This is a genomic window from Nocardia sp. NPDC051570 (assembly GCF_044454005.1).
Lineage (GTDB): Bacteria > Actinomycetota > Actinomycetes > Mycobacteriales > Mycobacteriaceae > Nocardia.
In genome coordinates this window covers 321,698-343,538 of the sequence record NZ_JBITDI010000004.1, presented here as the reverse complement: position 1 = coordinate 343,538, position 21,841 = coordinate 321,698, and the positions used below count along the sequence as shown (strand labels likewise).

At 68.7% G+C, this 21,841-nt stretch carries 21 protein-coding genes; 11 read left to right on the top strand and 10 right to left on the bottom strand.

Translation table 11 applies throughout. The annotated features are described in order from the left end of the window. Positions 1 to 9 precede the first annotated feature (9 nt). The gene (locus ACIA76_RS11760) at positions 10 to 1,581 is read left to right on the top strand and encodes a carboxylesterase/lipase family protein (RefSeq protein ID WP_397151307.1); all 1,572 of its coding nucleotides are present in this window, start codon (positions 10 to 12) and stop codon (positions 1,579 to 1,581) included. Here the strand turns inward: ACIA76_RS11760 and ACIA76_RS11755 are convergent. The 3 genes from ACIA76_RS11755 to ACIA76_RS11745 form a co-directional block, all read right to left on the bottom strand. Then, positions 1,574 to 2,863, bottom strand: coding sequence for a cytochrome P450 (locus ACIA76_RS11755; protein WP_397151305.1), 1,290 nt, complete (start codon positions 2,861 to 2,863; stop codon positions 1,574 to 1,576). The genes ACIA76_RS11760 and ACIA76_RS11755 overlap by 8 nt on opposite strands. 135 nt (positions 2,864 to 2,998) lie before the next feature. Next, the gene (locus tag ACIA76_RS11750) at positions 2,999 to 3,715 is read right to left on the bottom strand and encodes a TIGR03089 family protein (RefSeq protein WP_397151303.1); all 717 of its coding nucleotides are present in this window, start codon (positions 3,713 to 3,715) and stop codon (positions 2,999 to 3,001) included. Further along, the gene (locus tag ACIA76_RS11745; protein WP_397151301.1) at positions 3,703 to 5,235 is read right to left on the bottom strand and encodes an LCP family protein; all 1,533 of its coding nucleotides are present in this window, start codon (positions 5,233 to 5,235) and stop codon (positions 3,703 to 3,705) included. Before ACIA76_RS11745 ends, ACIA76_RS11750 begins: the two co-directional genes overlap by 13 nt. A 126-nt stretch (positions 5,236 to 5,361) precedes the next feature. Here ACIA76_RS11745 and rfbD point away from each other — a divergent pair, with 126 nt between their 5' ends. The 3 genes from rfbD to ACIA76_RS11730 all read left to right on the top strand — a co-directional run bounded on the left by rfbD (position 5,362) and on the right by ACIA76_RS11730 (position 8,305). After that, positions 5,362 to 6,219, top strand: a complete 858-nt coding sequence (rfbD, locus tag ACIA76_RS11740; protein WP_397151299.1) for a dTDP-4-dehydrorhamnose reductase — start codon at positions 5,362 to 5,364, stop codon at positions 6,217 to 6,219. 89 nt (positions 6,220 to 6,308) lie between these two features. Beyond that, on the top strand, positions 6,309 to 7,154 hold the full coding sequence (locus ACIA76_RS11735; protein WP_397151942.1) for a glycosyltransferase family 2 protein: 846 nt from the start codon (positions 6,309 to 6,311) through the stop codon (positions 7,152 to 7,154). A gap of 56 nt (positions 7,155 to 7,210) precedes the next feature. Then, positions 7,211 to 8,305, top strand: coding sequence for a sugar phosphate nucleotidyltransferase (locus ACIA76_RS11730; protein WP_397151297.1), 1,095 nt, complete (start codon positions 7,211 to 7,213; stop codon positions 8,303 to 8,305). A gap of 276 nt (positions 8,306 to 8,581) precedes the next feature. Here the strand turns inward: ACIA76_RS11730 and ACIA76_RS11725 are convergent, their stop codons facing one another. Then, complete coding sequence (locus ACIA76_RS11725) at positions 8,582 to 9,661, bottom strand: CSLREA domain-containing protein (protein WP_397151295.1); 1,080 nt, start codon at positions 9,659 to 9,661, stop codon at positions 8,582 to 8,584. A gap of 216 nt (positions 9,662 to 9,877) precedes the next feature. Here ACIA76_RS11725 and ACIA76_RS11720 point away from each other — a divergent pair, with 216 nt between their 5' ends. The 3 genes from ACIA76_RS11720 to ACIA76_RS11710 are packed head-to-tail and all read left to right on the top strand — an operon-like array spanning position 9,878 to position 11,991. Then, the gene (locus ACIA76_RS11720) at positions 9,878 to 11,362 is read left to right on the top strand and encodes a phytoene desaturase family protein (RefSeq protein ID WP_397151293.1); all 1,485 of its coding nucleotides are present in this window, start codon (positions 9,878 to 9,880) and stop codon (positions 11,360 to 11,362) included. A gap of 16 nt (positions 11,363 to 11,378) precedes the next feature. Beyond that, positions 11,379 to 11,621, top strand: coding sequence for a type II toxin-antitoxin system Phd/YefM family antitoxin (locus ACIA76_RS11715; RefSeq protein WP_397151291.1), 243 nt, complete (start codon positions 11,379 to 11,381; stop codon positions 11,619 to 11,621). Then, the gene (locus ACIA76_RS11710) at positions 11,608 to 11,991 is read left to right on the top strand and encodes a type II toxin-antitoxin system VapC family toxin (RefSeq protein WP_397151289.1); all 384 of its coding nucleotides are present in this window, start codon (positions 11,608 to 11,610) and stop codon (positions 11,989 to 11,991) included. The genes ACIA76_RS11715 and ACIA76_RS11710 overlap by 14 nt, the downstream gene beginning before the upstream one ends. On the opposite strand, the gene ACIA76_RS11705 is transcribed toward ACIA76_RS11710, so the two are convergent. The 5 genes from ACIA76_RS11705 to ACIA76_RS11685 form a co-directional block, all read right to left on the bottom strand. Further along, on the bottom strand, positions 11,972 to 12,907 hold the full coding sequence (locus ACIA76_RS11705; RefSeq protein WP_397151287.1) for a cation diffusion facilitator family transporter: 936 nt from the start codon (positions 12,905 to 12,907) through the stop codon (positions 11,972 to 11,974). The two genes, ACIA76_RS11710 and ACIA76_RS11705, sit on opposite strands and share 20 nt — an antisense overlap. 78 nt (positions 12,908 to 12,985) lie before the next feature. Further along, the gene (gene manA, locus ACIA76_RS11700) at positions 12,986 to 14,221 is read right to left on the bottom strand and encodes a mannose-6-phosphate isomerase, class I (protein WP_397151285.1); all 1,236 of its coding nucleotides are present in this window, start codon (positions 14,219 to 14,221) and stop codon (positions 12,986 to 12,988) included. After that, a complete protein-coding gene (locus tag ACIA76_RS11695) occupies positions 14,221 to 15,435 on the bottom strand; it encodes a tobH protein (protein ID WP_397151283.1) in 1,215 nt (404 codons plus the stop codon). Before ACIA76_RS11695 ends, manA begins: the two co-directional genes overlap by 1 nt. Before the next feature lie 73 nt (positions 15,436 to 15,508). Further along, the gene (locus tag ACIA76_RS11690; protein ID WP_397151281.1) at positions 15,509 to 16,885 is read right to left on the bottom strand and encodes a phosphomannomutase/phosphoglucomutase; all 1,377 of its coding nucleotides are present in this window, start codon (positions 16,883 to 16,885) and stop codon (positions 15,509 to 15,511) included. A 74-nt stretch (positions 16,886 to 16,959) separates the two neighbouring features. Continuing rightward, the gene (locus ACIA76_RS11685; protein WP_397151940.1) at positions 16,960 to 17,349 is read right to left on the bottom strand and encodes a DUF3499 domain-containing protein; all 390 of its coding nucleotides are present in this window, start codon (positions 17,347 to 17,349) and stop codon (positions 16,960 to 16,962) included. Between the two features lie 248 nt (positions 17,350 to 17,597). Here ACIA76_RS11685 and ACIA76_RS11680 point away from each other — a divergent pair, with 248 nt between their 5' ends. Continuing rightward, the gene (locus ACIA76_RS11680; RefSeq protein WP_397151279.1) at positions 17,598 to 18,074 is read left to right on the top strand and encodes a metallopeptidase family protein; all 477 of its coding nucleotides are present in this window, start codon (positions 17,598 to 17,600) and stop codon (positions 18,072 to 18,074) included. 64 nt (positions 18,075 to 18,138) lie between these two features. On the opposite strand, the gene ACIA76_RS11675 is transcribed toward ACIA76_RS11680, so the two are convergent. Next, positions 18,139 to 18,372 (bottom strand): WhiB family transcriptional regulator, encoded by a 234-nt coding sequence (locus ACIA76_RS11675; protein ID WP_030515006.1) that lies wholly within the window; start codon positions 18,370 to 18,372, stop codon positions 18,139 to 18,141. Between the two features lie 581 nt (positions 18,373 to 18,953). Between ACIA76_RS11675 and cofD the strand changes: the two genes are divergently transcribed. From cofD to ACIA76_RS11660, 3 genes are read left to right on the top strand one after another with little or no spacing between them, the layout of a single operon-like run. Continuing rightward, complete coding sequence (gene cofD, locus ACIA76_RS11670) at positions 18,954 to 19,952, top strand: 2-phospho-L-lactate transferase (protein ID WP_397151277.1); 999 nt, start codon at positions 18,954 to 18,956, stop codon at positions 19,950 to 19,952. After that, positions 19,949 to 21,295, top strand: coding sequence for a coenzyme F420-0:L-glutamate ligase (locus ACIA76_RS11665; RefSeq protein WP_397151275.1), 1,347 nt, complete (start codon positions 19,949 to 19,951; stop codon positions 21,293 to 21,295). The genes cofD and ACIA76_RS11665 overlap by 4 nt, the downstream gene beginning before the upstream one ends. 15 nt (positions 21,296 to 21,310) lie before the next feature. Then, complete coding sequence (locus tag ACIA76_RS11660; protein WP_397151273.1) at positions 21,311 to 21,826, top strand: NUDIX hydrolase; 516 nt, start codon at positions 21,311 to 21,313, stop codon at positions 21,824 to 21,826. Positions 21,827 to 21,841 lie beyond the last annotated feature (15 nt).

Here is a 21,841-nt window from a genome sequence, read left to right as displayed (position 1 = left end):
AGGTGCGAGATGAGCACTCAGTTCTTCGAGACGGCCCCGGGCATGGCGGCCGACTCGGTCCCCGTCGCGCGTACCGATGCCGGTGACGTGCGCGGTCTGCGCGAAGGGACGGTCAACGTCTGGCGCAGCATTCCCTATGCCGCCGCACCCGCCGGTCCGCGCCGCTTCGCACCCCCGCAGCCGTCGGAGCCCTGGGAGGGCGTGCGGGACTGCACCGAATTCGGCGAGATCGCACCGCAGACCATGGGCGCCATGGTTCCGGTCGATTCCGGCCTGCGGATGGGTGAGGACTGCTTGTGGGTGAACGTGTGGGCCCCGGCCCGCACCGCCGACGAGCCCCGCCCGGTCATGGTCTGGCTGCACGGCGGCGCGTACTGCCTCGGCACGGCCGCGCAGGGCATCTACGACGGTCGCAAACTCGTCGAAACCGGCGAGGTCGTGGTGGTCGGGGTCAACTATCGCCTCGGTGCGCTCGGCTTCCTCGATCTGTCCTCCCTCGGCGAGGATTTCGTGCCCAATCTCGGTCTGCACGATCAGATCGCCGCCCTGGAATGGGTGCGCGACAACGTCGCCGCGTTCGGCGGCGATCCCGGCAATGTCACCGTCTTCGGCGAGTCGTCCGGCGCGGGTTGTGTGACCGCCCTGCTCACCTCGCCGCGCGCGGCCGGGCTGTTTCATCGTGCGATCGCCCAGAGCCCGCCCGCCACAACGGTTTTCGGTCCGGACCGCGCCGCCGGGGTGGCGCGCCGATTCCTGGAACTGCTGGATCTTCCGGCCGAGCGGGCCGCCGAGCTGCTGGAATGCCCGATCGAGCGGATCGTCGACGCCGCGGGCATCCTGCTCGACGAGGTGCCGATGCAGTCCCCGGGCCGGCTGGCCGCCGCGCCCGTGGTCGACGGCGATCTGCTGCCCACCTATCCGGCCGACCGGTTCCAGCAGGGCCGCTCGCATCGGGTGCCGTTGATGATCGGCACCAATAAGGATGAGGCGTCGCTGTTCCGGCTGTTCCGCTCGCCGATCATGCCGGTGACCCCGGACGCGGTCAACGCCATGCTCAACGCGATCGCCGCCGAACATCCGAACGTCTCACCCGAACGCATCGCCGAGATCACCTCGGCGTATCCGGATCTGGCGAAAGCCCGTGGCGCCCTGGCGATGTCGACCGATGCCGCGTTCCGCATGCCCGCGCACTGGGTGGCCGACGCGCACTCCCGGCATACGCGCACCTGGATGTACCGGTTCGATCAGGCCACGCCGATGTTGAAGGCGGCCCGCGTCGGCGCGGGCCATGCCACTGATCTGCCCTATGTCTTCGGCAATTTCGGCACGATCAACCACGATCCGACCTTCTGGCTGGGCGGCCGCAAGGTCGCGATGGAGGTCTCGGGCCGGATGATGCGCCGCTGGCTGGCCTTCGCCGAGCACGGCGTGCCCGCGGCCCTGGACGGTTCGAAACACTGGCCGCCCTACCGCGAATCCACCCGCACCACCCTCGTCATCGATGCGGTCGACCGGGTGCTCGACGATCCGGACCACGACCTGCACGCCGCCTGGGGAGACCGGATCGTCGGCTTCAGCTGACGCCCAGTCCCTCGGCGGGTTGGGTGGCGCGCTCGCCCAGTAGCACCGGCAGGCGGCTGTATCCGTGCAGCGTGAACAGCGGGCGGCGTTCGGGTCGACCCGCCCGCTGCAGGTTCGGGAAGCGGTCGAACAGCGACCGCAGCGCGTAGACGCCCTCCATGCGGGCCAGGCTCGCCCCCAGGCAGACATGAATGCCCGAGGAGAAGGTCAGATGATCCTTGGCATTGGGGCGGGCGACGTCGAAACGGGTCGGATCCTCGAACATCTTCGGATCACGATTGGCCCCGGCCAGTGACAGTACGACGGTGTGGCCCTTGCGGAACGAGATGCCCTCGAGTTCGACGCCGTCGGAGAGGGCGACGCGGGCGGTCGTCTGCACGGGGGCATCTATGCGCAGGATCTCCTCGACCGCATTCGGCCACAGCTCCGGTTCCTCGCGCAGCCGGGCCAGTTGCGCGGGATGTGCGAGCAGCTGGACGACGCCGTTGCTGATGAGGTTCACCGTCGTCTCGAAGCCGGCGCCCATGAGCAGGCTGGCCGTGGCCTTCAGCTCGCGATCGTCCAGTTCGCCCGCCCGCACGAGGCTGGACAGGATGTCCTCGCCCGGTTCGCGGCGCAATCGGGCGATATGGTCGTCGAGATAGCCGTCCATGACGCGCATCGACTTCATCGCGTGTCGATAAGTGCGCCACGGCAATCCCATATCCAGCAGCGGGCTCATCGCATCGCCCCACTCCAGGAACAGAGGGAGCGAGCTGCGCGGGAAGCCGAGGATCTCGGAGATGATCGCTATCGGTACCTGCGAGGCGTAGGCGGTCACCAGATCGGCGGAGCCGCCGGCGGGCAGCTCCGCCAGCAGTTCCTCGGTGACCGAGGCCACGCGCTCACGCAGCCGGGCGATCGCGCGCGGGGTGAAGGCGGCGGCCACCGGGCGGCGCATCCGGGTGTGGTCGGGTGGGTCGATGACGAGCATCGAGGGCGGTTCCACCGGATTCGGCGGCAGCGGGGTGCGCTGGGCGAACCGCCGCAGCGGATGGGGGATCTCGAAACTCTCGATCGCGTGCACACCCCATCGGTTGTCCCGCAGGATGGTGCGGCACAGCTCGTGGTCGGCACTCGCCCACGCGATCGACGACATCGTCAGGCGTCCCCGGGCGCGCAGATCCTCGATCAACGGGTACGGATCGCTCGAGCCGCTCGGCGTGATCATCAGGCGGGCCAGCGTATCTCCGCGCCGGGCAAAGGCTTTCATCGCGAATCGCGGCACGGCCTGCGCGGACATCCATCGGAACATATCCTGTGGCACCGTCGCCACCCCCGTTCGTCGTCCAGTCCTGTTCTCACCGTACGGAGTTGCGCAACGAACTGAAACGTCCCGAGGGCGGACGAGAGCCCCTACCCCGGTAGGAGTCCGATGTTACGCGCGCGTACGGGTCACGCGCTCGGTATCGACTCGGCGATCCTGTGCGGCGGGGTCGGGATTGGCGATCTGGACCAGCGAGGCGCCCGCGGCGTAGACGGCGAGCAGGCCGTCGACGAGTTCGGTGGGCGTATTCCAGCCCGCGGTGGACAGCACCCGGTCCTCGGCGGTGAAGCCTTGGCGCGCGGCGGATTCGCGGGCCGCGTCGAGCACCTCGGCGACGGACATACCGTCCAGCGCCGCACCGGCGCCGCCGGGACGGAACTGATCGCCGTGGGCGCGCACCGAGGTGGCGTAGTCGGTGATGCCGACCGGCAGATCGCGCACGGGCGCGCCGAAGGGGTCCAGCGACAGCGCGGCCACCTCGGCGATCTGTGCGACGTCGTCGATCCGGTCCGCGGTCACCAGCGCCAGCTCGGCCTCGTCGTCGGGCTGCGGCACGACCTCGACCCCGGCCCACCAGCAGCCGAGCAGCACCGCCGCGGTCTGCCAGTGCGCGGGCAGCAGCACCGTCGCCCGGGCCCCGGGTGCGAGACCGAATTCGTCGCGAATCATGTTGGCGGTCTTGGCCGCCCAATTCGCCAGCGTCACCGCCGACAGTTCGATGCGCGCGCCGGTGGCGTCGTCGTAGAAGGTGATGCGCGGACCGGCCGGATCGCGGGCCAGGATGGGGTCGAGCAGCGCCGCGGTGACGGTCTGATTCAGTTCACGCATTTGGGTCCGTTCTGGCCGGCATCGATGGGCGGCCCGGGCGGAACCGGCGTCGCCGCCGCCGACGACGTTCCGGACATGTCGAACAGACCGCCCGCCGCCGAGCCGGGACCAGAATAGTCACCCGCCAGCACGACTCGGACCGTGCCCTGCGGCAGTCGGGTCTCGGCGGCCACGGGCAGCCCGCCCAGCGCCTTGGCCACGGCCTTGGCCTTCGGATCCGAAGCGCTGCCGGCGAACACGCGGCTCGCGGATACCGGCCCGCCGATCCAATTGTCGACCGTCCCGTTGCGGAAACCCTTGCCCGCCAACGCATGTGACACCTGACCGGCCAGGCCCGAGGTGCCGCTGGCGTTGTACACATCCACGGTCACCGAGGACGGCTGGACCTCCGCGGGATCCGATGAGCCGCCGCCGACCATGGCTCCCACATACGATTTCACCGCCTGCGGATCGACCTTGACCACCGATTCGCCCGCGGCCGTCGTGCCGTTGATATCGGTGACCGGGACGGTCTCGAACTTCACCTGACCGGCGGCCAGATCCTGTAACTGCTGCAGGAACTTCAGCACATTCCAGTCGTCGTCGAGCACGATCGTGCGGCCGACCGCATCGGTGAGCTGGTTCAGCTTCGCGGGATTGGCCAGGATCTTCGCGCTCAGTGACTGATGCACCAGCGAGGCCATGAACACCTGCTGGCGCACGATCCGATCCAGATCCCCGCGCGGCAGTTCGTGGCGCTGGCGCACGAAACTCAGTGCCTGCGGACCGTTGAGCCGCTGCTCGCCCGCGGGGAAGTCCGCGCCCGAGAGCGGTTCGTTCACCGGATTGTTCAGGCAGACATTCACCCCGCCGACCGCGTCGGTGAGCAGCACGAACCCCAGCAGGCCCACCTCGGCGTAGTGGTCGACGGTGATACCGGTCAGGTTGGCGACGGTCTTGATCAGCGCCTGGCGCCCGGCCTGGGTGGACTGGCGTTCGACCTCGGCATCGGACAGGCCCTGGTTGGCGAGCTTCTGGCGCACCTTCTCCTTGGTCACGCCGTAGGCCGAATTGATCTTCCCCATACCGATTCCGGGGATGTCGACGTAGGAATCGCGGGGGATCGAGATGGCCGTGGCCGACCGCCCGTCGTTGGGGACGCGCATCAGCACGATCGTGTCGGTATTGGTGCCCACCTCGTCACCGGCGTGCAGCATGGCCTTCTCGGAAGGGGAGAGCGGATTGCCGTGCGCGTCGGTGCGGCTGTCGATGCCGACCATGAGGATGTCGGTCGCGCCGTCGCTGGCGCCGCCCAGGCCCAGATTGCCGATGCGCTGGATTCCGGAGATCAGGCTGTCGATACTGTGCCAGCCGAATCCGGTGACGATGAAGACCAGGGCCGCGGCGATCGCGGCGATGAGCCGGCCGGAGCGATTGACCGGAGGTTTGGCGTACGAGGGCCGCTGGCGCGGACCGGCGCGCAGCGGAGAACCGGCGCCGCGCGGGCGTGACAGCGTCGATCCACCTCTGCTTTGCGTCACGTTCCTCGTCCTTTCGGCCCCACCCGGTAACCCCATGGTGCCTGTCTACCCCCTTCGAACGAGGCTAACGAATGCGAGGGCGTGCATGGTTCAACGCGACCGGCGCGGCGTGCCAGACTTGCCTGCGTGCATTCCTCGTCCGATTCGCGGCTGGTCGTCACCGGGGCCGGTGGGCAGCTCGGCCGCGCCGCGTGCGCGCTGGCGCCCGATGCGCTGGCGCTGGGCCACCGCGATCTGGACATCACCGATTCGCGGGCCGTCCGCGCGGTGCTGCGGCCCGGCGATGTGGTGCTGAACTGCGCGGCCTATGCGGCCGTGGACGCGGCCGAATCCGATGAGGCGGGGGCCTTCGCGGGCAATGAGACGGGACCGGCCGTGCTCGCCGCCGCATGTGAAGCGTTGGGCGCGAGGCTGATTCATATATCGACTGATTACGTCTTCGACGGCGCGGGTGACCGGCCCTATGAACCGGACGATCCGACCGGGCCGACCAGCGTGTACGGCCGCTCCAAACTCGCCGGGGAGCGGGCCGTGCTGGAGTTGTCCGGAAACGCCCGGATCGTGCGGACCGCGTGGGTCTACACCGGCGATCGCGGCGATTTCGTCGCGACCATGCGACGCCTCGAGCGTGAGCGGGAGACGGTGTCGGTGGTGAACGATCAGATCGGATCGCCCACCTTCGCCGCCGATCTCGCCGCGGGACTGCTGGAGCTGGCCGCGCGGCCGCAGCCGCCGATGTCCCGAATCCTGCACGCCACCAATGCCGGTCGGGCGACCTGGTTCGATCTGGCGCGCGCGGTGTTCGAGGGGGTGGGCGCGGATCCGGAGCGCGTGCGTCCCTGCATGAGCGCCGAATTCCCGAGTCCCGTACGGAGACCGGCGTATTCGGTGCTGTCGGATCGTGTGTGGGTTGCCGCGGGACTGACTCCGCTGCGTGATTGGCGTCTCGCCCTTGCCGACGCACTCGCACGGATATCCGGTTAGGCTGGGCCCCCGTGAGCGAGCGGAGCGAGGGAACCGAGAACACAGCGCCCAGCGGGCCCGGCGGAGTCGGGAGTCTCGTCGTCGTCACCGTGACCTTTTCCCCCGGTGAGCACCTCGAGCATTTCATCAGCACGCTGGCCGGTGCGACCGCCGAGAAGCCGCAGGTCATTCTCGCGGACAACGGGTCGACCGATGGGACGCCGGAGTTGGCGGCCGAGGCCGATGAGCATGTCCGGCTGCTGCGCACCGGGGGCAATATCGGCTACGGCGGCGCCATCAATCGCGCGGTCGCCGAGATCGATCCGGAGATCGAATTCGTCGTCATCGCCAATCCGGATATCCGCTGGGGCACCGATTCCATCGACAAGCTGCTGGAGGCCGCGCAGCGCTGGCCCCGGGCCGGGGCGCTGGGCCCGCTCGTGCTCGAACCCGACGGCAGCACCTATCCGTCCGCGCGCCGGGTGCCCGGACTGCTCGACGGCGCCGGACACGCGGTGCTCGGCACCGTCTGGCCGACGAATCCGTGGACCCGCCGCTATCGGCAGGAGAACGAGGAGATCTCCGAGCGCACGGTCGGCTGGCTGTCCGGTTCGTGCCTGCTGGTCCGCCGGGCCGCCTTCGATTCGATCGACGGCTTCGACTCCCGTTACTTCATGTACATGGAGGACGTCGACTTCGGTGATCGTATGGGCAGGGCGGGCTGGCACAATGTATTCGTGCCATCGGCGGAGGTCACGCACGCCAAGGGGCATGCGGCCGGGCGCAATCCCGAGGCCATGCTGCCCGCCCATCACGCCTCCGCGTATCGTTTCCAGGCCGATCGGCATCCGCACTGGTGGCAGGCGCCGCTGCGGCTGGCGCTGCGGGCCGGACTTGCGATCCGCTGCCGGGTTGCGGTTCGATCTGCCCTGCGTGAGCGTGCCGCGCAGCGGTAGCGCGTGACCCGAGAACATGGGGTCGAGACTGGAACGAACCTGAACAGGGGAGACTGATGGCGGACAATTCGGCTGCGGCCGGCACCGCGACCGATGCCGTGATCCTGGTCGGCGGCCAGGGGACGCGGCTGCGGCCGCTGACGCTGTCGGCGCCCAAGCCCATGCTGCCGGTCGCCGGTCTGCCGTTCCTGCATCATCTGCTGGCCCGCATCGCCGATGCCGGGATCAACCACGTCGTGCTCGGCACCTCGTTCAAGGCCGAGGTCTTCGAGGAACACTTCGGTGACGGTGCGGAACTGGGCATCGAGCTCGAGTACGTGACCGAGACCGAACCGCTGGGCACCGGCGGCGCGATCCGCAATGTGCTGCCGAAACTGCGCGCCGACACCGTGATGGTGTTCAACGGTGATGTGCTGGGCGGCACCGATCTGGGCGCGGTGCTCGACACCCATGTATCCACCAACGCCGATGTGACCCTGCACCTGGTGCGGGTGAGTGATCCGCGCGCGTTCGGCTGCGTGCCCACCGACGAGACCGGCCGCGTCACAGCGTTTCTGGAGAAGACCCAGGACCCGCCGACCGATCAGATCAATGCCGGTTGCTACGTGTTCCGGCGCGAGTACATCGAGAAGATCCCGAGCGGACGCCCGGTGTCGGTGGAACGCGAGGTGTTCCCCACGCTGCTGACCGAGGGTGCGCATATCCAGGGCCATGTGGACACCTCCTACTGGCGCGATATGGGCACCCCGGAGGACTTCGTCCGCGGCTCGGCCGATCTGGTGCGCGGCATCGCCCCCTCGCCCGCCCTCCCCGGCCAACGCGGTGAATCGCTGGTCCACGCGGGCGCGGGCGTCGCCCCCGGCGCCCTGCTGATCGGCGGTACGGTCGTCGGCCGCGGCGCCGAGGTCGGCGCCGGCGCCCGCCTCGACGGCGCGATCCTGTTCGATGGCGCCCGCGTGGAAGCCGGTGCGACGGTGGAACGTTCGATCATCGGCTTCGGCGCCCGCATCGGCCCGCGCGCACTGGTGCGCGATGCGGTGATCGGCGATGGTGCGAATGTCGGTGCGCGCTGCGAGCTGCTGCGCGGTGCGCGCGTGTGGCCGGGCGTGGACATTCCCGACGGCGGGATCAGGTTCTCGACGGACGTGTAGCCGCTTCCGCGTTCGACATCGATATCGATCTGTCGGCGGCTGGTTGATTCGCCGTCGATCACGAGGGTGGGCGGCGAAGGTCAGGTCGATCACGACGGCCGCCTGCGGGCCGACTTCCGCCGCCAGCGCCTGGATATACTCGTCGGGCACTGGACCCGTCGCTGAGCGCTATCCGGCCGAGCCGCTGGAGGCCGCCGAGACGATCATCGACACCACCCAGGTGAACGCGTGGCCGAGTACGGTCATCCAGTCGTCCACGTTGAACGAGCCCATGGCTCAATCCTTTCCGGCCCGGTCGCCCGCCGCGGTGAGATCGCAGGAGGCGTCGTTGCTGGTATTGCCGCCGGTGGAGGTGATGTCGGCGAATACCTTCCGGCAGTTCCGCTCGCCGAGCCCGGAGGTATTGTCCGCGATCGTGCTGCCGCGCAGGATCAGATGTCCCATACCGGGATTCACGGCATCGGTGAACTGATACGGCAGGGTGTCGAGATAGGCCGGGGCGATGTTGATCCCGCCGCCGCCGTCGGTGGCGCTGTTGCGCACGACCGTCGAGTCGATGAGCACCACCAGCCCGACGCCGCGGATATCGAGACCGCCACCGCGCCCGGCGAATCCGCCCGGCCGGTACCAGCGGCCCGGATTGGTCACGCGATTGTCACTGATGGTCGTTCGGGTGAAGGTGCAGGTGTTGTCGCAGCGCACCCCGCCCGCCTCGCCGCCCGCATTACCGGAGATCACGCTGTCGGTCGCCTTCATATCGGCGACCGGGATGTTGAAGATGCCGCCGCCGTAGTCGGCCGCGTTGCCGGTCACGGTGACGTGATCCAGAGACAACCTGCCCGAGTTGGCGATTCCGCCGCCGCCGGTGTCGTACAGCGGAATCTCGCGTTGACCGGCGTTGCCGCCGGTGACGGTCAGCCCCGACAGCGAGACGGTGGCGGTGGTGAGCATGACCCGGTCGAGATGATCGCCGTCGATGATCGTCTCGTCCTGACCCGCACCGACGATCGTGGTATCGGAGGTGACGTCCAGATCACCGGTGGTCGGATCGATGAAGGGGCCGTTGATATTCAACGGATTCGGCGCGATCGTGAGCCGGTAACGGCCCGGTGGCAGCACGATCGTCGTACCCGGCCGCGCGTCGGCCACCTGAACGGCCGCGCGCAGCGTGCACTCCCCGGTGTGAGTCCGGCACTGTCCGTCGAACGGATCGGCCGCGGCCCCGTCGGCGGTCGTGGTGACGGTGATGATTCCGGCGGACTGCGCGGAGCCGGTATCGGCCGCGGCCGGAGCCGCCCACGCCGCCGCCAGAAGCGTTGCGACGCCGCATAGTTCGCCGTAGCGGCGAGCGGTCATGGCCGAACTCCCTTGGCAGAGGCGAAGACTCGCATAAATGTGATGGCGATCACACAAAGGATGACGGGTTGTCGCCGACCCCGCCATGGTCGGTTTGCCGAATTTCGATCCGCCAGGTTGGTCGCATGCCCGCCCCGACGTCCTCGTACTGCCCGCGCCGGGCCGGTGGTGCCAGCACGACCGACACCCCGTTCGCCCGCGCCTACAGTGGTGATCATGGTGGATGCGGTGGTCGTCGGAGCCGGGCCCAACGGACTTGCCGCGGCGGTGATTCTGGCCCGGGCCGGTCTCGGCGTCGAGGTGTACGAGGCGGGCGATACCGTCGGCGGCGGCTGCCGCACCGCCGAGCTGACGCTGCCGGGCTATCACCACGACGTCTGCGCCGGCGCGCATCCGATGGCGGCGGCATCGCCGTTCTTCCGGGCCTTCGACCTCGCCGCGCACGGGGTCGAGCTGTGCACGCCGGAGGTGTCCTACGCCCATCCGCTGGACGGGGGGGTGGCCGGGCTGGCGTGGCGTGATCTGGACCGCACGGCGGCCGGGCTCGGGCGTGACGGCGCGTCGTGGCGGCGGCTGTTCGGTCCTTTGGTGCGGCGCTGGGAGGGTCTGGTCGATCTGACGATGTCGGATCTGCGGCACCCGCCACTGGATATCGGGGTCGGCGTGCGATTCGGGCGACGACTGCTCGAACAGGCATCGCCGCTGTGGGATATGCGTTTTCGCGACGATGCGGCCGCGGCGCTGTTCACCGGCGTGAGTGCGCACGCCATCATGCCGCCGCGGGCATTCGCGGCGGCCGGGGTGGCGCTGATGCTGGGCACCCTCGCCCATGTCGACGGCTGGCCGGTGCCGCGCGGCGGCAGTCAGGCGATCGTGGACGCGCTCGCGGCCGATCTGGTGGCGCACGGCGGTCGGATCGTCACCGGTCATCGCGTCGAATCACTCGACGAATTCCACAGCGCCCGAACGGTTCTGCTCGATACCGCACCGGCCGAACTGCTTCGCGTCGCCGGTGATCGGCTGCCCGGCCGATACGCGCGGCGGCTGGAACGGTTCCGCTACGGCGGCGCGGCCTGCAAGGTCGATTTCGCGCTGTCGGGCCCGGTGCCGTGGCGCGCCGAGGGCTGCGATCGCGCGGGCACCCTGCACGTGGTCGGCACCCGCGCCGAGGCCGTCGCCGCCGAAAAGGCCGTCGCCGCCGGCGAATACGCGGACCGCCCGTACGTGCTGGTCATCCAGCCCGGCGTGGTCGACGACTCGCGCGCGCCCGAGGGCAACCACACCCTCTACGCCTACGCGCACGTCCCGAACGGCGGCACTCGCGACGTGAGCGACGAGGTCGTCGCCCAGATCGAGCGCTTCGCCCCCGGCTTCCGCGACCTGATCCTCGCTCGGCACGTCCGCACCGCCGCCGACCTGCCCGCCTACAACCCCAACTACGTCGGGGGCGATATCGCCGCGGGCGCAATGTCGGTGTGGCAGATCCCCTTCCGCCCCGTTCCCCGCTGGAACCCCTACGCCACTCCTCTCCCGGGCGTCTACCTCTGCTCCTCCGCCACCCCGCCCGGCCCCGGTGTGCACGGCATGTCCGGCCTGCACGCCGCCCACCACGCACTGCGCGATCGCTTCGCCATCCCTGCGGATCCGCTCACGCTGCTGCGGGCGAGGCGAGATGACAGAATCGGACTAGACTTAGTCTAGTCGGATAGGATGAGTTATGACTTCAGTCAACATTCACGAGGCCAAGACGCATTTGTCTCGGTTGTTGGAGCGGGTTGCGAAGGGGGAGCGCATCGTGATTTCCAAGGCCGGTAAGCCTATTGCCGATCTGGTGCCGCACCGCGGCACACCGGTGACGTTCGGCGGTCTGCGGGGCCGATTGCATTACGACGACAGCGCTTTCGACATCGACCCGGACATCCAGGGGATGTTCTACGGGGACACCGATGCTCCTGCTTGACAGCCAAACCGCGATCTGGCTGCTGGACGACAACCCACGCCTGGGCATCGAGGCCAGAGGACGGATCGAGTCCGCGACCGAGGTCTACGTCTCGGCGGCCACGATCTGGGAGCTGACGATCAAGTCGATGCTCGGCAGGCTCACCGTGCCGCCCGAGCTTACGGATCTGATCGTCGACCAGGGCCTCGGCATCCTCGATGTGACCGGATATCACGCGGAGGCGCTGAGCCGATTCCCGGAACTGTCGCGGCACGACCCCGTCGACCGTTTGATCACGGCACAGGCCTACTGCGAACGCCTACGCCTGCTGACCGCCGACAAGGTACTGCTCGGATTGGGCCGGGACTTCATCACCGACTCGACTCGGTAGTCGCGGGGCTGCGGTAGAGGTCGGGCTCGATGTACATGAGCCCTGCGGCCGGGACGGCGGCGCGGACGCGGGCCTCGGCGTCGTCGATCGCCCGGGCGATATCGGCGATATCGAGGCCGGGAACGATGGCGACCTTGGCGGCCACCAGGAGTTCCTCGGGGCCGAGGTATTCGGTGCGCAGGTGGATGACGCGGTCGATGCGGGTGCCGTCGACGAGGTTCTCGCGGATCCTGCGGTTCTGGTCGGGGGTGGCGCCCTCGCCTATGAGCAGGCTCTTCATCTCCACGATCAGCACCACGGCGATGACGCCCAGCAGCAGGCCGATGGCCAGGGTGCCCAGGCCGTCGAAGATCGGGTTGCCGGTCACCATGGTCAGCACCACCGCGACGAGCGCGATCAGCAGGCCGATCAGGGCGCCGGAATCCTCGAGCAGCACCACCGGCAGCTCGGGATTGCGCGAGTTGCGGATGAACCGCCACCAGCCGGCATTGCCGCGCAGCGGCGCGGATTCGCGCATCGCGGTCCAGAAGCTGTAACTCTCCAGCGCGGAGGCGATCACCAGGATCGCGACGGCCACGAACGGTGAGCTCAGATCCTCCGGATGCTGGATCTTGTGCACGCCCTCGTAGATCGCGTACATCGCGCCGAGGGTGAACAGCACCAGCGCGACGACGAACGAGTAGAAGTAGCGATTGCGCGCGTATCCGAACGGATGCAGCTCGTCGGCCTCCTGTTCGGCCCGGTTCTGGCCGAGGAGCAGCAGGCCCTGATTGCCGGTGTCGGCCACCGAATGCACGGCCTCGGCGAGCATCGAACCCGATCCGGTGATCGCCGCGCCGATGAACTTCGCGATCGCGATGCCGAGATTCGCGCTCAGTGCCGCGACAATCGCCTTCTTACCACCACCGGCAGACATGATGCAGCCCTGACCCTTTCGTCGCCCGGCCCGCCACCCACGGCGTGTCCGATTCGCCGGATTACCCTACCCGTTTACTCAGGTCCCGCTCACGCAGGCGCAGAACAACTGTGCCGCATCATCGGCCGCTTGGGCGCGCACCGTGCCGTCGACCGCCGAGATCCACGCCGCGCTGCCCGGCGTGATCCGCAATTCGTCGGCCCCCTGTCGCAGTCGCACGGTTCCGGCCGTGCACAGGATGATGCCGGGGCCGCCGGTGAGCACCTCGACCGGCTCCGCGCCGGCGGCGAGTTCGTACCGGCGCAGCTGGAATTCCGGTGCGGGAGTGCGGTAGACGAAGGCGCCGTCCCCCAGCGGTTCCGGCCTCACGATCGGCAGCTCCAGCGGTTCGAAATCCAGTACCCGCAACAGCTCCGGCACATCCACATGTTTGGGCGTCAGCCCGCCGCGCAGCACATTGTCGGAATTGGCCATGATCTCCACGCCGATCCCGCGCAGATAGGCGTGCAGATTGCCCGCGTCCAGGAACAGCCCCTGCCCGGGTTCGAGGGTGATCCGATTCAGCAGCAGCGCCGCCAGCACGCCCGCATCGCCCGGATAGGCCTCGGCCAGCTCCAGCGTGGTCTGCGCCTCGGAGACGAATTCCTTTGCGGCCATGGGCGATTCATCGGCGGACGGGCTGAGGTAGCGCACGCAGCCGTCGAGCACCTTGGGCAGCAGGGTGGACAGCATGGCCTGCGGCAGCGTGATCCAGGTGGTGAACAGCGTGCGCAGTCCGTCCGAATCCGGTTGCGCGCCGAGCAGTTCGGCGTAGGGGACCAGCTCCGGCACGGCCAGCGCCTGCAGCAGCGCCACGGTGCGGCGCGGCTCGCGGAATCCGGCCAGCGCCTCGAACCGCTCCAGCGCCACCACGAGTTCCGGTTTGTGGTTCTCGTCGCGGTAGTTGCGCATCGGCGAATCCAGCGGCACCCGTGCGTGATTCTCCCGCTGGTATCCGGCGCGGGCCTGTTCGGCGCTCGGATGCGCCTGCAGCGACAGCGGCTCCTCGGCGGCGAGGATCTTCAGCAGGAACGGCAGGCGGTCGCCGAAAGCCGGTGCGACCGGCCCGAGTTCATGCTGCGGGTCGGCGGCTACCACATCCAGTAGCGAGGTGCTACGCCCGTCGAGGCGGACGCGGGCCGGATCGGCGGGATGGGCGCCGTACCACAGCTCGGCCTCCGGATGCGCGGACGGAACCGGGCGGCCGCACAACTGAGCCAGGGCGGTGCGCGAACCCCAGGCATAGGAACGCAACGCACCCACGAGTTCGTGCACTAGTAAGGTCCCCCGTCGTACTGGGTGGGGCGGTCGTCGGCGATGGGACGACTGCCGAGCAGGCGCAGATACGCCGTCGCCATCTCCAAGCGCAGGATCAGCACGGCGAGCTGTTCGATCGCCCCGCCGCGAATGGGCGGCTGCGGTGGCGAATCCGGTTCCGCCAGTAGGGCTTCCGCGGACCGCGGCACCGCGGACTCGCTGCCCATCAGCTCGGATTCGATATTCACCAGATCCGCGTCGACCAATCCGGCGCTCCCGCCGAATACGGCCAGGCGCCGATGCGCGGCGACCTGATCCGCGTCGGCGCTGACCACGAATACTCGCACGCGTTCGACCGGGGCCGGGCCGTCGAGCTGCTCGTCGTGGAACAGCGGATCGTAGCCCGGTGTGGCCACGCCCGCGGCCTCGGCCATCCGGGCGTTGGCGGCCACGGCGTCGGCGAGGCTCGTGGCCGCGGCGATCTGCCCGGCGGACTGCAACAGCACCTCGGCGGTGTGCGCGGCCACCTCGGTCGCGGCCGGGGAGTCGCCGGCCAGCACGATGCGGCGCTCCTGCATGCGGGCGGCCAACGTCTTGGCCGGATTGTGGAAGACCTCGTTGGTCGGGCTGTCGCGCATGGCCTCGGCGTCGAGCACATCGGCGAGCGCGTCCAGATCCGGCACCAGCGGACCGGTCCTGATCGGATCGATGGCGCGCAGCACGGCGATTCCGACCGCCAGATACCGCAGCAGCCGATTGTGGTCGAGCACTCGCACGCGCGGCGGCAGTATGGCGGCCCGCCCGGCCGCGGCCGCGCGCAGCGGACCCTCGTCGGGGGCGGCGACGACAACCTCCGCGCCGTGCCGCAGCGCCCGATCCACCGCGCCGATCAGCCGCGGATCGCCCGCGTCGTCGCCGGCCACGAGCACCACGTCCAGTGGACCGACCCACTGCGGAGTCTCGGTGACCGGAACGATCGGCAGTCCGGCGCGATCGCCGAGGGTGGCCACCAACAGCGCGGCGGCGCGGGCGGCGCGGCCGGAGCCGGAGACCAGCACGAGACTGCGTGGGCGCAGATCGGTCAGCCGGGTCAGGGCATCCTCGCCGAGGGCCGCCGCGGTCGCGCGCACCTGGGCGCCACCCGACGCGGCCGAGCGCAACGTCCCGCCGGAGTCGGCGGCCTCCAGCGAGGCGACGTCATCGAGGTCGAGTACCGGTGTCCCTGCGATCATCGGGCGTTGCCACCTCCCCTCAATCGGGTCACCAGGCCGGGTGAATCCGAACCCTGTGATTCCACTATTCCAGTCAGCCGCGGACGATGCTCAGGATCTCGGTTACGAGTGCGTCTACATCGTCGTGCGATCGGGCCTCGACGTTGAGACGCAGCAGCGGTTCGGTATTCGAGGCGCGCAGGTTGAACCAGGCGTCGTCGGGCAATTGCACGGTGAGTCCGTCCAGCCGATCCACGGATTTGGCTTTACCCTCGAATGCCGCGAGTACCGCCATTGTTCGCTCCTTCGCATCCGCCACTGTCGAGTTGATCTCTCCGGAGGAGGCATACGTTTCATACGCGGCGGCCAATTCGGACATGGGCCGGTCCTTTTCGCCGAGCGCGGCCAGCACGTGCAGCGCGGCGAGCATGCCGGAGTCGGCGCCCCAGAAGTCGCGGAAGTAGTAGTGCGCGGAATGCTCACCGCCGAAGATCGCGCCCGTGGCGGCCATCTGCTGCTTGATGAACGAATGTCCCACGCGCGTGCGCACGGGTGAACCGCCCAGCTCGGCGACCAGCTCCGGCACCGCGCGCGAGGTGATCAGGTTGTGGATGATGGTGGCGCCCGGCTCCTTCGCCAATTCCCGCTCGGCCACCAGCGCGGTGATCGCCGAGGGCGGGACGGGCTCGCCCTTCTCGTCGACGACGAAGCAGCGGTCGGCGTCGCCGTCGAAGGCCAGGCCGATATCGGCCCCGGTCTCACGCACGAACCGCTGCAGATCCACCAGATTCTTCGGATCCAGCGGATTGGCCTCGTGATTGGGGAACGAGCCGTCCAGCTCGAAGAACAGCGGCGCGATGGTCAGCGGCGCGACCGCGCCGAGCACGGCCGGGACGGTATGACCGCCCATGCCGTTGCCCGCGTCCACGGCGACCTTCAGCGATCGGATCGTGCTCAAATCGACCAGGCCGCGCAGGAATTCGGCATAGGCGTCGAGCAGGTCGCGCTCGCTCTCGCTGCCGCGCGCCCCATCGAAGGCGGGCACGCCCTCGATCAGTTCCGCGGTGATGGTGGCCAGGCCGGTGTCCTGGCCGACCGGCAGCGCCTTGGCCCGGCACAGCTTGATGCCGTTGTAGCGGGCCGGATTGTGGCTGGCGGTGAACATCGCACCCGGGCAGACCAGATGTCCGGAGGCGAAGTACAGCTGATCGGTGGAGGCGAGGCCGATCTGCACCACGTCCAGGCCCTGGCCGAGGACGCCGTCGGCGAAGGCGGCCGCCAAACCCGGTGAGGATTCGCGCATATCGTGCCCGATGACAACCCGCGTGGCGCCCTCGTCCCGCATCAGCCGCGCGAACGAAGCGCCCACGTCCCGAACGAAATCCGTATCGATCTGTTCCCCGACGACACCGCGAACGTCGTACGCCTTGACGACTGCGTGTACGGACTCGGCAGATCGCGCGACTGTCATGACGAACACCCTAGTAGGCTCGGCCCCGGCGCTGGCCGAGTCCCCCGGCTATTCCCGCTCGGCGTGAAAACCCCTCAGTTGGGCGGGTCGGGGAGGACGCGGAGGTGGCCGCGGCGGCCGGTACGACCGGTGCGGGTCGGGCGGGCTTGAGCCGGGGGCTGATCGGAGTAGCCGCGCTGTTCGGGTTCGACTGTGCGGCGGCGCATTCCGGCCTCGCGGACGGCCTCGGCCAGGGCGGTCAGATCGTCGTCGTCCGGGGTGCTGGAGGAGAAGCCGCCCTCGTGGCGGACCATATCCCAGCCCTTCGGGGCGGTGATCCGGGACGCATGGGTTTCGCACAGATCCCAGGAATGCGGTTCGGCGACGGTGGCGAGCGGACCGACGACGGCCGTCGAATCGGAATACACATAGGTGAGCGTCGCGACGGCCGGATTCTTGCAGCCTGGACGGCAGCAACGACGCATGGGTATCACGCCAAGGAGACTAACCCCCCTCACGCCCGCCCGCCGAGAGACACGCAGGATAACCCGCCCGAAAGACCTCTACCTGGGGCAGCATCCCCACGCGACAACCGATTTCGTAAGCACATGGGTAACTCGTCGGGTACTCCCAAAACCGGATCGGCACTCGACGCAGGACCTGTGACCAACCTGTTCGGCACTGACTGGTACGGCCTGGAACGCGGAGAGGCGGGACCGCTAGGTTTATGTACATGACCCGTTCACGGAGACGACCGCCCACCGCGCGGTCGGTGCTACGTCGTGGGCGTGGGGTGCGCGGACCCATGCTGCCACCGACCGTGCCCGCGTGGCGCACCCGGGGACAGCAGTTCGACCGGCTGGTGCTGGAGGCGTTCGCACCCCTGGACGGCCGCTGGCACGACCGGCTCACCAAACTGGATATCGCGGTCGACGATGTGCCGAAAATCCGTCCGCTACATCCGGATTCGGTCACCTGGCCGGATGAGGTGGTGGCCGACGGCCCGGTGCCGCTGTCGCGTCTGATCCCGGCCGGTGTGGACCGGCACGGTGCGGCAACCCGGGCCCGCGTCGTCCTGTTCCGCAAGCCGCTCGAATTGCGTGCGAACGACCCTGACGATCTGATCGAGCTGCTCCGAGAGGTACTCGTCCAGCAGATCGCCACCTACCTCGGCGTCGATCCGGACGTCATCGATCCCGAAGAGGAATGACCTCTCTCGGCGAACAGTCTTGAAAGAACAGCGGGAGCCTGGGGAATCGACCCCGGGCTCCCGGCTAGCTTATGCCTCGCTTCAGGCGGCGGCGCTCCCGTTCGGATAGCCCGCCCCAGATGCCGAAGCGTTCGTCATGTGCCAGAGCGTATTCCAGGCATTCGTCGCGAACCTCGCAGCCCATGCAGATCCGCTTGGCCTCGCGGGTCGAGCCGCCCTTCTCCGGGAAGAACGCCTCGGGATCCGTCTGGGCGCACAGCGCCCGTTCCTGCCATTGCTCTTCGATGGTGTCGAACATGGCATCGAAGTCGGTGACGATGAGGCTCAGTCGGGGCGGTTCCGGCTTGCGCTGGGCCCGTGCCCACTGACCTCCCTGGTGCATGGAACTGCCCAGGCCCTCCCCGGTCACCTTCTCGCCCCCCTCCTGTTCCTCGTTCCGGCTGTCAGCACAGACGCCAGGTGCTGCGCCTGCTGTGGAATCGGTTTGCGATACACCGCCCGGAATGCCCTGCGGGGCCAGCTCCTCGGCCATCGCTCCGCCTCCTCACTGTGTGTTAGCGCAGAATGATTTATCCGTCGGACCTCATCATCTGCCCACCGACGGCCCAACACCGCGACGTAGTCCCGCGGACGTCCCCGAGCTAGTCACCCCGATGCGAACATCTGTTCGAAATCTGGCCTGCGCCTTGCACTCTCGCGCGGGCCCGGAATGACATGCCTGTGATTAGACACGCCGGACGCCGCGATGGTCAAGCTGCCGACACAATTCCGTTACTATCCGCCGCCGACTTAGACGCGGTTCGGTAACCGGAAGTAGCAAATGACCAGCAAATATGATCTGGAGCATGACCGCCGCGTCACCGCATAGGCTGTGCGGATGTGAGTGGAGAACGAGCGGAGATCGCACCCGCCGCCGGGCCGCGCATTGCCGTGTTGGTCGGTGGAGTCGGTGGCGCGCGCTTCCTGCAAGGAGTGCGCGAACTACTGCCCGAGGCGGAGGTTTCGGCCATCGTCAACGTGGGCGATGACATCTGGATGCACGGGCTGCGCATCTGCCCCGACCTGGACACCTGCATGTATACCCTTGGTGGAGGCATAGATCCGGAACGCGGCTGGGGCCGGCGCGGGGAAACCTGGCACGCCAAGGAGGAGCTGGCGAATTACCGGGCGCAGCCGGATTGGTTCGGGCTCGGCGATCGCGATATCGCCACCCATCTCGTCCGCAGCGAAATGTTGCGCGCCGGCTACCCGCTCTCGACGGTCACCGAGGCGTTGTGCAACCGGTGGCAACCGGGGGTGAAACTCGTTCCGGCAACCGACGACAGGTGTGAAACACACGTCGTCATCTCCGACCCGGAGAACCCTGGCGAACGTCGCGCGATTCATTTTCAGGAGTGGTGGGTACGCTATCGCGCGGACGTCGAGACCCATGGATTCGTCACAATCGGGGCGGAACAGGCCAAACCGGGCCCAGATGTGACAGAAATCATAGAATCCGCGGATGTGATTCTGCTTGCTCCCTCGAACCCCGTGGTGAGCATCGGGGCGATCCTCGCGGTGCCCGGAATTCGCGGAGCGCTGCGCACGACCTCCGCGAAGGTGGTCGGCCTGGCACCGGTGATCGACGGAAAACCGTTGCGCGGCATGGCCGACGAATGCCTGTCGGTGATAGGCGTCGAGACCTCGGCCGAGGCGATCGGGCGCTACTTCGGGGCGCGCTCGGAGACCGGCATCCTGGACGGCTGGCTGGTGCACTCCTCCGATACCGCCGAGGTGCCGAGCGTCGAGGTGCGCAGCGTGCCGCTGCTGATGACCGATCCGGCCGCGACGGCCGAAATGGTCCGCGAGGCATTGGATCTGGCGGGGGTGAAGCCGTGACGGTGGCCGATCACGCTCCCGGCGGGGAGCTGCGGATCCTGCCCGTGCCCGGTCTGCCGGAGTTCCGGCCCGGCGACGATCTGGCCGAACACCTTGCGGCACAGGCGCCCTGGCTCGCCGACGGCGACGTGCTGGTGATCACGAGCAAGATCGTCGCCAAGGTCGAGGGCCGCATCGTCGCCGCGCCGACCGATCCGGAGGAGCGCGACACCCTGCGGCGAGAACTCGTTCGCGCGGAATCGGTGCGCGTGCTGGCGCAGAAGGGTCGCACACTCATCACCGAGAACCGGCTCGGCATCGTGCAGGCGGCCTCGGGCGTGGACGGCTCGAATGTGGAACAGGGCGAACTGGTTCTGCTGCCCGCCGATCCCGACGCCAGCGCCAAGGCGTTGCGCACGGCGCTGTCCGAGCGGCTCGGGGTGGATGTCGCGATCGTCATCACCGACACCATGGGCCGCGCCTGGCGGATCGGGCAGATCGATGCCGCGATCGGTGCGGCCGGATTGCGTGTCGTGCACGACTACGCGGGCGCGATCGACGGGCAGGGCAACGAATTACACGTCACCCAGGTGGCCATCGCCGATGAGCTGGCCGCCGCGGCCGATCTGGTGAAGGGCAAACTCGGTGGCGTCCCGGTCGCTGTGGTGCGCGGGCTGACGCCCTACGACGATGGTTCGCGCGCGGCGGATCTGCTGCGCCGCGGCGAGGAGGACCTGTTCTGGCTCGGCACGGCCGAGGCGCTCGACCAGGGCCGCCGCGAGGCGCCGCTGCTGCGGCGTTCGGTGCGCCAATTCGCCGATACGCCGGTGGATCCCGAGCTGATCCGGGAATCGGTGGCGGTGGCGCTGACCGCACCCGCACCGCATCACACCCGGCCGGTCCGGTTCGTCTGGGTGCGCGATCGGGCGCTGCGGGCGCGGCTGCTGGAGGCGATGGCCGATAAGTGGCGCGCGGACCTGTCCGCGGACGGCCTGTCCGCCGAGCGGGTCGAGCGGCGAATCGGCCGGGGCCGCATCCTGTCCGACGCGCCGGAGGTGATCATCCCGTTCTGCGTGCCCGACGGCGCGCACGACTATCCGGACGAGCGCCGCCTGGCCGCGGAGGCGACCATGTTCACCGTGGCCGTCGGCGCGGCCGTACAGGGTCTGCTGGTCGCCCTGGCCACGCGCGGGGTGGGCAGCTGCTGGATCGGGTCGACGATCTTCGCACCGGAGATCACCCGCGATGTCCTGGGTCTGGCCGGGGATTGGAATCCGTTGGGGGCCATAGCCGTCGGCTACCCTGTCGAGGAATTGGCCCCGCGCGCGCCGCGGGAGCCGGGGGACGCTCTGCTCGAACTGTAGTGACGAAAGGAACCGATGAGCGCGGAATCGTTGCATATCTCGGCGCGGGAGCTGCTCGAAAAGTGGTCTCCCGCATCGGGTCCCGAGCAGTCGCTACGGGAGGCCATGCTGGCATTTCTCGGGTCGTCTCCGCGCGGATGCCTGCGCCAGCACGCCCCGGGGCATATCACCGCCTCCGCGCTCGTTTTCTCCCACGACGAACGCGAGTTGCTGCTGACCCTGCATCCGCGCGTGGGCCTGTGGATCCAAGTGGGCGGGCACTGCGAGGAATCCGACGAGACGGTGGTCGCCGCCGCCCTGCGCGAGGCCACCGAGGAGTCGGGTATCGCCGGACTCGAGATCGAGCCGCAGCTCTACGGCGCGCACGCGCATCCGATCACCTGTTCGCTCGGCGTCCCGACCCGGCATCTGGATCTGCTGTTCCGCGTTCGCGCGCCGAAAGGCGCGGTGCCGGTGCGCAGTTCGGAGTCGACCGATCTGCGCTGGTGGCCGGTGGACGCGCTGCCCGACAGTGCGGCGTCGCTGCTGTAGCGGAAGTGGAAGGCG

Excerpts from the sequence above, each read along its gene's own strand:
- ACIA76_RS11705 (WP_397151287.1), bottom strand. The coding sequence starts at position 12,907 with ATGTCTGCCGGTGGTGGTAAGAAGGCGATTGTCGCGGCACTGAGCGCG.
- ACIA76_RS11710 (WP_397151289.1), top strand. The coding sequence starts at position 11,608 with ATGCTCCTGCTTGACAGCCAAACCGCGATCTGGCTGCTGGACGACAAC.
- ACIA76_RS11660 (WP_397151273.1), top strand. The coding sequence starts at position 21,311 with ATGAGCGCGGAATCGTTGCATATCTCGGCGCGGGAGCTGCTCGAAAAG.
- ACIA76_RS11690 (WP_397151281.1), bottom strand. The coding sequence starts at position 16,885 with ATGACAGTCGCGCGATCTGCCGAGTCCGTACACGCAGTCGTCAAGGCG.
- ACIA76_RS11675 (WP_030515006.1), bottom strand. The coding sequence starts at position 18,372 with ATGTTCGACACCATCGAAGAGCAATGGCAGGAACGGGCGCTGTGCGCC.
- ACIA76_RS11755 (WP_397151305.1), bottom strand. The coding sequence starts at position 2,863 with ATGTCCGCGCAGGCCGTGCCGCGATTCGCGATGAAAGCCTTTGCCCGG.
- ACIA76_RS11720 (WP_397151293.1), top strand. The coding sequence starts at position 9,878 with ATGGTGGATGCGGTGGTCGTCGGAGCCGGGCCCAACGGACTTGCCGCG.
- ACIA76_RS11715 (WP_397151291.1), top strand. The coding sequence starts at position 11,379 with ATGACTTCAGTCAACATTCACGAGGCCAAGACGCATTTGTCTCGGTTG.
- ACIA76_RS11750 (WP_397151303.1), bottom strand. The coding sequence starts at position 3,715 with ATGCGTGAACTGAATCAGACCGTCACCGCGGCGCTGCTCGACCCCATC.
- ACIA76_RS11760 (WP_397151307.1), top strand. The coding sequence starts at position 10 with ATGAGCACTCAGTTCTTCGAGACGGCCCCGGGCATGGCGGCCGACTCG.
- ACIA76_RS11730 (WP_397151297.1), top strand. The coding sequence starts at position 7,211 with ATGGCGGACAATTCGGCTGCGGCCGGCACCGCGACCGATGCCGTGATC.
- ACIA76_RS11680 (WP_397151279.1), top strand. The coding sequence starts at position 17,598 with ATGACCCGTTCACGGAGACGACCGCCCACCGCGCGGTCGGTGCTACGT.
- ACIA76_RS11685 (WP_397151940.1), bottom strand. The coding sequence starts at position 17,349 with ATGCGTCGTTGCTGCCGTCCAGGCTGCAAGAATCCGGCCGTCGCGACG.
- ACIA76_RS11695 (WP_397151283.1), bottom strand. The coding sequence starts at position 15,435 with ATGATCGCAGGGACACCGGTACTCGACCTCGATGACGTCGCCTCGCTG.
- ACIA76_RS11725 (WP_397151295.1), bottom strand. The coding sequence starts at position 9,661 with ATGACCGCTCGCCGCTACGGCGAACTATGCGGCGTCGCAACGCTTCTG.